An 8,480-nucleotide genomic window follows, 5' to 3' on the forward strand; every position below is an offset into this window, starting at 1 on the left:
GGGAATCGATAACGCGAAGAATCTCGTCGAAGTTCCGTCCCGTTGTCTGCGGATAGGTCAGGGTGAGGCGGATCTTCTTGTCCGGGCCGATCACGAAAACGCTGCGCACGGTGTAAAGCTCGTCATGGGCAGGATGGATCATGCCGTAGAGCTGCGCGACTGTTTGATGATCGTCGCCAATGATCGGGAAGTTGAGGCCGACGCCTCCATAATCGCGGATGTCGTCAGCCCAGCGGCGGTGCCGGTGCAGCGGATCAACCGACAGGCCAATGGCCTTGACGTTGCGCTTGTCAAATTCCGGCTTGAGCTGCGAGACGACGGAAAGTTCGGTGGTGCAAACGGGTGTGAAGTCGCGGGGGTGGGAGAAGAGAATGCCCCAGCTATTGCCAAGCCATTCATGAAACCGGATCAGGCCTTCAGTGGTGCGGGCTTCGAAGTCAGGTGCGATATCGCCGAGCTGCAATGTCATTCTGGCCTCCTGTTTGCTTTCATGATGGGAAAAGGTCCGGGTTGCCGAAACGCGATCCCTTACCGGGTGGGGTCGAGTGTGACGGCGTTGTTGCGAGGAAGCACATGAAGCTTTGTCATGCTCGAGCGACAAGGGCCCTTGCTTCAGCAACCCGGCAGTTCGGATGGGCGGTCCAGACTCCGCCCCATCCGCAGGGAGGATCGTTACCAGGTCACGCCGATGCGGGTGACGATGGCGTTGCCTTTGGTGGTCACGCCAGCGCGTTCTGCATCGAAGTTCACATAGTTGAGGCCGATACGCAGGCTGTCGTTCAGATACCAGTTGATGGCACCTGCATAGTTGTCCTGCGAGCCGCCAAGGACTGCACCGTCATTGAGGTCAACGGTGCTGAAGCGCGCTGCGACTTCCCACGCACCCGCGCCGCCATTCGACAGCGAGAAGGGATTGGTGGGCTTCACGCGGGAGAAGAGGCCGTTCTTGTAATTACGGCTTTCGCCCGTCAGCACGTAGCCGAGCTGGACATAGCCGCCGTCGAAATCGAGGCTGCCAAGGCCGGCCGTCTGATCAACCGAAGTCGTGAGATATTCAGCCTGCGCGTGGAAGGGGCCCCAGACGCCGCCAAGTTCTGCGCCATAGGAGGTGTAGGTGTCGGCAGGGAGGTTGCCTGTATCGACAAAGCGCGAGCTGTCAACAGCGGAGACTTCCGGTGTGGAGCGGAAGCGGACGGAGGTGCCGCCGAAGCCGTTCTGGCCGCCGGCGTCACGCCAGTAGCCCGAGGCGCCGAGGTGAAGCACCTTGCCCTTTTCCTGGATCGGGGCCCAGGTGGCGCGGCCGTGCACGCCCCAGCCTTCGTCGTTTGCAGCGCCGCCAGCGGTGTTGCTGTTCACGGCGAAGTTCGAACCGAAAACACCTGTGGTGAGGGTGTAGTTCTCACCAGTGTAACCGACCGACACACCGGCCTTGAAGTCGCCACCAGCCGTCAGGCGATGGTTGAAGGCTTCAACCGCGAGCGGACGTTCTGCAAAGACGAGATCTGCCGAGCCGACAAGCTGCTCAAGCGAGTTCGGCGTCTTGTGCTGGCCGACCGTGATGCGGGTATTCGGCAGACCGGTATAGGCGATGAAGGCGTCCTTCACGTCCACTTCGTTGCCGGTGTTGTCGTTACGGCTGGCCTTCGCGAAATCGGCCTCAAGGCGATAGAGGTAATCCTTCGCGAACTTGCCTTCGACACCGATACGCGCGCGGCGCAGTTCTGTGCCGTCATTCAGATCGACGGGATTGTTACCGCCGTCCTTGTCGTAGAAGGCTGCGTCCGCCTCGATGCGGCCGCGCACCTTGAAGGACCAGCTTCCGTCTGCCGCTTCAAAGGCGGGACCGCCCTTGAAGACAACGTTGGATTCAGCAGCTGCCGGCTTTGCTGCAATGGCTGCCTGTTCCTGCTTCACGGTATCGAGTTCGCGCTGCAGTTCGAGGATGGTGGCCTCGAGCTTCTGCACCCGCGCATCGATCGGCTGGCCCGCGAGGGCCGGCCCCGTGAGCACGGCGCCGATTAGCGCCGTGCTCAGGAAAAGGGCGGACTTAAAAGTCTTGGTAGTATTGCTTTTCTGGATATTCATGTGGGTTGCCCCCGAAAGTCGCAGCTACTGAAAAATCTGCGTGGTTGAGAGGAGCCAGGCTTAGCGGCCGGGCTGGTAGATCTGGTCGAACACACCGCCATCGCCAAAGTGCTCCGGCTGTGCCTTCACCCAGCCGCCGAACTTGTCGTCGATGGTGAAGAGCTTCACATCCACGAAACGTTCCGCATCTTCCTTTGCGGCATGTTCCGGGAAGCGCGGGCGGTAGTAGTTCTTCGCCGCGATGCGCTGGCCTTCAGGCGAATAGAGGTACTGGAGATAGGCTTCCGCGACCTTGCGGGTGCCCTTGCGGTCGGCATTCTTGTCAACCACCGTCACAGGCGGCTCGGCAAGGATGGAGATCGAGGGAACGATGATCTCGAACTGGCCGGGGAATTCAGCCTGAGCGAGGAAGGCTTCGTTTTCCCAAGAGATGAAGACGTCGCCGATACCGCGCTGCACGAAGGTGGTGGTGGAGCCACGGGCGCCCGTGTCGAGCACTGGCACGTTCTTGTAGATCTTGCTGACAAATTCCCGCGCCTTGGCATCGTCATTGCCGTAGTTTTCAAGCGCATAGGCATAGGCGGCGAGATAGTTCCAGCGTGCACCACCGGAGGTTTTCGGATTGGGCGTGATGACCTGGATGCCGGGCTTTGCGAGATCGTCCCAGTCCTTGATCTGCTTCGGATTGCCCTTGCGGACGAGGAGCACGATGGTCGAGGTGTAGGGCGAAGAGTTCTCGGGGAGGCGGGTCTGCCAGTCTTTCGGCAGGAGGCCGGCTTCCGCGACTTCATCGATGTCGCCTGCAAGGGCGAGTGTCACCACATCGGCCTGCAGCCCGTCCACAACGGCGCGGGCCTGCTTGCCGGAGCCGCCATGCGACTGTTCGATGGTGATGGTCTCGCCGGTTTCCTTCTTCCAGTGCTCGATGAAGGAGGCGTTGAATTCCCGGTAGAGTTCGCGGGTCGGGTCGTATGAAACGTTGATAAGATTGGTCTGGGCGTGGACCTCGAAGGTCGTGCCGACAAGGAGGGCGAGGCCGCCAAGAAGCAGGGCGGAGCGCCGGGTCAAATTGGTGAAGCTCATTTTTGGTCTCCGTATATGTCGATCAAATCAGTAGTGATTAGCCGCAAAATTTTTTCGGCTCAGAGCCCGGTTGCCGCCTGAATAGAAGCTGCTTCCGGCCCGATGGCGTCGGACAATGTCATCCCGTCGAGGATGGCTGCCGCCGCGTCCCGGACTTCCCGCATCGTCCTCCGGACGGCGCAGGCCTTTTCGTCTCGGCAATCGGCACAACGCCGATAACCGGTGAGGCTCGCACAGGGAATGGGCGCAAGCGGCCCATCCATGATGCGAATGATCTGGCCGAAGGTAATTGCATCGGCCGGCTTTGCCAGGGCGTACCCGCCCAGCTTGCCGCGCTGGCTGCGGACGAACCCGTTTTTGCGCAGGTCGAGCAGAATCAGCTCCAGAAACTTCCGGGGCACGTTCTGCCTCTCCGCTATGTCCGCTGCCTGGAGCAATTCGCCGTCTTTCTCGGCTGCCAGTGCGATCATGGCCTTCAGCGCGTATTTGGCTTTCTGTGACAACATTTCTCTATCTGGTGAGTAGGGTATTCACGAACGATTTTCCGCGTCAACAAGAATTTCACAACAAATTTCGCATGTAAATTATAATAACATAATTATCTTGTGTAATGTGAAAGGAGAGGGGATTGGGGAAATCGTGAGGATTCCTGCGGGCTTATGGGGAGATGCGTCGGCCACGGACGCAGAGAGGGCGGACCTTGAGAAGATCCGCCCCGATCTGGCGACAAAATTTTTCGAAAACTTTTCAGATTATTCACCGGGCAGGGCGCAAATCTCCGGCTCGCGGCAGCTCACACTTTCCACATTCTCGCCATTGGCGAGGGCGCGGAACCAGTCCACCGTCCTCACGCCTTCTTCCTCGAACGTGTAGAACCAGGGATACCGGAGCAGCGTGTGCGCCGTGCCGCGCGCCGTATAGCTCTGGAAGCCCGGTATCGCATCGGCGAGTTCGTCACGGTTCTTCTGAAGCAGCGGGTAGAGCGGTGCCTCATTACCGAGAAGGCGCAGGAACATTTCCTGCACGCTGTCATAGGCCGTGTCGAATTCGGTGAAGCGCATGTTCGGGGCATGGGCTGCGGCAGCGCGGTCAATATCCTCAAAGGTTGCGCTCTCGCGGGGGATTGCGGTGGTCCATTCCGGCGCGCCATCCCAGAAGCCCCAATTTTCGATCAGGCCGGAGACTTTTTCATCGCGGTAACCACCTGCGCCATCCGCAAGCGCGATGACTTCCGCCGAGGGATAGTGATGCGCAACTTCGGCTGCATAGAGAGGAGCAGCAATCGCCCCCGCACTGGAGCCTGCAACGATGATGCGCTTTGGCGTTTTCACATTGTCATAGACCCAGGCAAGAACGGCCTCGACATTGGTCCGCCCGCGATGGCGGATCGTGAGGTCAGTGCCCCCAGAAGTCTTGTAGGTGACATCGCGGTTGCCGATATGCACATCGCCTGTGCAATAGGATGCATAGACATGCGTCCACGAAGAAACCGGGTTTTCGGGGTTGGTGAGATCGAAAACGCCCTTCTGGCCGCGCGGATCGTTTGGAGGAACATCCGCATAAGGAACATAGGCTGAGGGTTCGCTCTCGGGAATACAGAGATCGCCCGCCCAGCAAGCACCGCCGCCGTTCAGAAACAGGAGGAGCTTTTCTGCATCCGCTCCGTCTCCCGGCTTCACATGGAAGCTGTAAGGCGTGCCGGTGGCGCAGGATGTTTCGCCGCCCGGTTCAATGGTCGTCCAGCTGCCCTCTGCCGCGCCTGCTTGCGTTCCGGTGAAGGCGAGGCTGATGGCGATGGCGGCAAGTGCGGTGAAAAATCTCATAGCGTCTCCCCCTGAATGGCCTCTTTACGGACCTGATTATGTGAACGACTCTACAGGGCGGTGCCCCCGGGTGCCAAGGCGAAGGATTTACATGCGTTCCTTCTTTCATCCGGCGGCTTAAGCCGTCAGGGTGAAAGAGGGGCTTTGACGGAGCCTTGCCATGTATCTGCTGCTTCTTCTCGTTCTCGCTCTCACGGTGCTGCTGCCGCTTTTCTATATCGGGAGACTGTTCCGTCTGGATGACCCGTCCTTTAGCCACTGGCTTCTTTCCCTGCTGGAAGCAGCCGTCGTGCTTGCGCTGATCATGCTTGTCGGGCGGTGGGACATAGCGGGCCTCTACACCTTCTATGCGCTGGCTTTGCTGCTCGCCCTTGCGACGATCGTTTCGTTTCTTCGGCATGTGCGGCGGCCGTGGCGCGCGGAGGCGTCTCTGCCGCTCTGGAAGGCGCGGCCTGTGGCGCTCCTCACCATTGCCGCATTTGCGGGCGTTCTCGTCTGGATTGGTTCGGGACTGGTTTCAGGCCCGACGCCCCGCGCGCTTGCCTTCCCGCTTGAGGGTGGACCGTTCATTGTGGGGCAGGGCGGAAACCACTCTCTCCTCAATCATCATCACGGCCACAGGGAGCAGCGCCATGCGGCGGATATTGTCGCGCTTGGTCCGGCCGGCTTTCGGGCATCAGGTCTTCTGCCGGAAGAGGTGACGGGTTACGCGATTTTCGGGGCGCGTGTGGTAAGCCCCTGCGCGGGCAGGGTGGTCGTCGTAAGGGATGGCGTGCCGGATCTGGTGCCGCCCCGGATGGATCCGGAAAATCCGCCCGGCAACCATGTCATCATCGCCTGTGACGGGCTTCGGATCATGCTTGCGCATCTGAAGCAGGGCAGCATCACGGTGGTTGAGGGCGAGCGGCTTGCCGAGGGTGATTTCATCGGCCGTGTCGGCAATTCGGGCAATACGAGCGAGCCGCATCTTCATGTCCATGCCTATAATGCCGAAACGGGAGAGGGCGTGCAGGTTGCCTTTGATGGCGCGGTTCCGATCCGAAACCGGATATATTCCCGGCCCTCTGCCGCCCCCTGAGAGCCGTCCGGCATGGCGCTTCACACAGAAGAATGGCATCCTGCATTCTTGCGAGGCGAAGCAGGAGGGGGAGGCGCGGATGAAAATCGGGGACAGCAAGCCCACCCGTCCGGTTGCGGCCCTTTCTTCGCGCGAGCGGGTGTCAGGTCGGGCGCGGGAAACCTCAACAGGTCACCGCGTATCTGACAGCGCCAGCATCATGGGGATTCCCGAAGAAGAGCTGACGCCGCGCGTACGCGATGCGCTGATGCAGCTCATGGGCGAAGTAGCTGCCCTTCGCCGCGACATGGCCGCTTTGCAGGAGCGGCTTCGCGAGAGCGAGGAACTGGCCGACCGTGATCCGCTGATCCCTGTACTCAATCGCCGGGCCTTTGTGCGCGAGCTTTCCCGCGTTGCGTCCTATGCGCGGCGCTATGACGAACCGGCGGGGCTGGTCTATTTCGATCTCGATAATTTCAAGCAGGTCAATGACACACATGGCCATGCAGCGGGCGATGCGGTGCTGCATCATCTGGCCAATGTCATTCTCGCCAATGTGCGCGAAACCGACATTCTGGGCCGTCTGGGTGGTGATGAGCTTGGGCTTATTCTCGCGCGGGCTGACGAGAAGACGGCAAAGGCAAAGGCTCTTTCTCTCGCCGAGACAGTGCGCGCGACGCCGCTTCATCTGGATGAGATCGAGATACCGCTTTCAATTTCGGTGGGTGCCATTTCCTTCACCGGCGATGACGGGCCGGATGATGCTCTCGCCCGGGCGGACCGCGCCATGTATGAGGCGAAGCGCAAGGGCATCTGAGCCATTGCCGCTCAGGCGATGATGTCGGGCAGCAGAGTGTCTTCGATTTCCTGAATGCGGTCGCGGAGCTGCAGCTTCTTCTTTTTCAGACGCTTGATCTGAAGCTGGTCGAGATTGGGAAGGGCTTCGAGCGCATAGATGGCGCTATCGAGGTCGCGATGTTCCACGCGCAGCGCGGCGAGTGTTGCCCTCAACTCCTGTTCTTCCTGCTCCGTCATTTCCACCCGCCTGCCGGGGCATTGTCCAACCCAGCCCGGAACGGTTTTAACGCGTCGGCCCCGGATGAAACAAGCAGGAAGCTCGTGGAAAGGCGTCTGCCCTAATCGCGGCGGACGGGGCTGCGCCGACCATCTGTCAGGTCTTCGCCCCAGCGCTTCGTCACATCAATGTCGAGATCGAAAAGATCGAGTGCACGGGCAACGGTCTGGGTGACGAGTTCGTCAATGGTGGCGGGCTTTGCATAAAGGCCCGGCACGGGCGGCGCGATGATGGCACCCATTTCGGAAAGCTGCGTCATGGTGCGCAGATGCCCGGTATGGAGCGGGGTTTCGCGCACCATCAGCACGAGGCGGCGACGTTCCTTCAGCACCACATCCGCCGCGCGGGTGAGGAGCGAGGAAGTCACGCCTGTCGCAATTTCGGACATGGTGCGGATGGAACAGGGCGCGACGATCATGCCGAGCGTTCTGAAGGAGCCGCTTGCGATGCCGGCGCCTATATCCTCGATCCGGTAGCGGGTATGCGCGAGGGCTTCCACGTCGCGCGGTTTGAGGCCGGTTTCGTAGCCGAGCGTCATCTCGGCCGCCTTGGTCATGACGAGATGGGTCTCGACGCCCGCCTCTTTCAGAAGTTCAAGCAGGCGCACCCCATAGGCCACGCCCGAGGCGCCCGAAATGCCCACAATGAGACGGCGGTTCTGGGAAGAACCAGAGTTTTTCTCAACCATAATTCCAGACATTTACACGGACGGCCGGTCTTTTGCGAGAGGCGTTCGACAAGAGCCAAAAAAAACGCCACACTTCCCGGAGTTCTGGCTTAACGAAAGGACGGGATGATATGGCGTTGGAGTCACACATTGCCGAGCTTCGTGATCGTCACAAGGCATTGGAAAAGGAGATTGAAAGACAGCTCCAGCTTCCCGCCAGCGATGATCTTCATATCGCTGAACTGAAGAAACAGAAACTCAGGCTGAAGGAAGAAATCGAAAGACTGATCCTGCAAAAAGCAGCCTGACAATCCGGACAACCTTCAACGGAATTGTCCGTCAACAAATGTTCAGCGCCGGGCCAGAAGCCCGGCGTTTTCTATGTCAGAGCTTTTCTGCTTCGTCGCGCAGCTTGAATTTCTGCACCTTGCCCGTCGAGGTTTTGGGCAGATCGGTGAAGATCACTGTTTTCGGACATTTGAAGTGCGCGAGATTTGCGCGGCACCAGTCGATGACATCCTGTTCGGTCAGCGTTGAGCCTTTCTTCAGCGTGACAAAGGCGCAGGGCGTCTCACCCCATTTCTCATCCGGCTTGGCAACAACGGCTGCTTCCAGAATGTCTGGATGCTTGTAGAGCGTATCTTCCACTTCGATGGAGGAAATGTTCTCGCCGCCCGAAATGATGATGTC

Annotated in this window: 11 protein-coding genes; 3 read left to right on the forward strand and 8 right to left on the reverse strand. The window is 59.7% G+C overall.

Annotated elements, in window-relative coordinates:
* From WBF74_RS09845 to WBF74_RS09865, 5 genes are all read right to left on the reverse strand, one after another.
* On the reverse strand, positions 1 to 469 hold a 469-nt coding region (locus WBF74_RS09845), incomplete at its 3' end, for a redoxin domain-containing protein (protein ID WP_424438887.1).
* A 203-nt stretch (positions 470 to 672) separates the two neighbouring features.
* Positions 673 to 2,085, reverse strand: a complete 1,413-nt coding sequence (locus WBF74_RS09850; protein WP_424438890.1) for an OprO/OprP family phosphate-selective porin — start codon at positions 2,083 to 2,085, stop codon at positions 673 to 675.
* Between the two features lie 60 nt (positions 2,086 to 2,145).
* Positions 2,146 to 3,168, reverse strand: a complete 1,023-nt coding sequence (locus tag WBF74_RS09855) for a sulfate ABC transporter substrate-binding protein (protein WP_424438893.1) — start codon at positions 3,166 to 3,168, stop codon at positions 2,146 to 2,148.
* 59 nt (positions 3,169 to 3,227) lie between these two features.
* Complete coding sequence (locus tag WBF74_RS09860; RefSeq protein WP_424438896.1) at positions 3,228 to 3,674, reverse strand: RrF2 family transcriptional regulator; 447 nt, start codon at positions 3,672 to 3,674, stop codon at positions 3,228 to 3,230.
* Between the two features lie 246 nt (positions 3,675 to 3,920).
* Entirely contained in the window at positions 3,921 to 4,991 is a 1,071-nt protein-coding gene (locus tag WBF74_RS09865) for a pectin acetylesterase-family hydrolase (RefSeq protein WP_424438899.1), read from the reverse strand.
* A gap of 160 nt (positions 4,992 to 5,151) precedes the next feature.
* Between WBF74_RS09865 and WBF74_RS09870 the strand changes: the two genes are divergently transcribed.
* The gene (locus WBF74_RS09870; RefSeq protein WP_424438902.1) at positions 5,152 to 6,069 is read left to right on the forward strand and encodes a M23 family metallopeptidase; all 918 of its coding nucleotides are present in this window, start codon (positions 5,152 to 5,154) and stop codon (positions 6,067 to 6,069) included.
* 79 nt (positions 6,070 to 6,148) lie between these two features.
* Positions 6,149 to 6,865, forward strand: a complete 717-nt coding sequence (locus WBF74_RS09875; RefSeq protein WP_424438905.1) for a GGDEF domain-containing protein — start codon at positions 6,149 to 6,151, stop codon at positions 6,863 to 6,865.
* 11 nt (positions 6,866 to 6,876) lie between these two features.
* Here WBF74_RS09875 and WBF74_RS09880 read toward each other — a convergent pair whose 3' ends face one another.
* Both WBF74_RS09880 and WBF74_RS09885 read right to left on the reverse strand, forming a co-directional pair.
* Positions 6,877 to 7,083 (reverse strand): YdcH family protein, encoded by a 207-nt coding sequence (locus tag WBF74_RS09880; RefSeq protein ID WP_424438908.1) that lies wholly within the window; start codon positions 7,081 to 7,083, stop codon positions 6,877 to 6,879.
* A 101-nt stretch (positions 7,084 to 7,184) separates the two neighbouring features.
* Positions 7,185 to 7,811 (reverse strand): UbiX family flavin prenyltransferase, encoded by a 627-nt coding sequence (locus WBF74_RS09885; RefSeq protein ID WP_424438911.1) that lies wholly within the window; start codon positions 7,809 to 7,811, stop codon positions 7,185 to 7,187.
* 110 nt (positions 7,812 to 7,921) lie between these two features.
* Here WBF74_RS09885 and WBF74_RS09890 point away from each other — a divergent pair, with 110 nt between their 5' ends.
* Positions 7,922 to 8,098: a YdcH family protein gene (locus WBF74_RS09890; protein WP_424438914.1), complete on the forward strand. Its 177-nt coding sequence runs from the start codon at positions 7,922 to 7,924 to the stop codon at positions 8,096 to 8,098.
* A 76-nt stretch (positions 8,099 to 8,174) separates the two neighbouring features.
* Here the strand turns inward: WBF74_RS09890 and WBF74_RS09895 are convergent.
* Positions 8,175 to 8,480, reverse strand: a 306-nt coding sequence (locus tag WBF74_RS09895) for an AMP-binding enzyme (RefSeq protein WP_424438917.1), incomplete at its 5' end; no start/stop codon positions are given.

It is taken from the genome of Parvibaculum sp. (assembly GCF_049672805.1).
Classification (GTDB): Bacteria; Pseudomonadota; Alphaproteobacteria; order Parvibaculales; family Parvibaculaceae; genus Parvibaculum.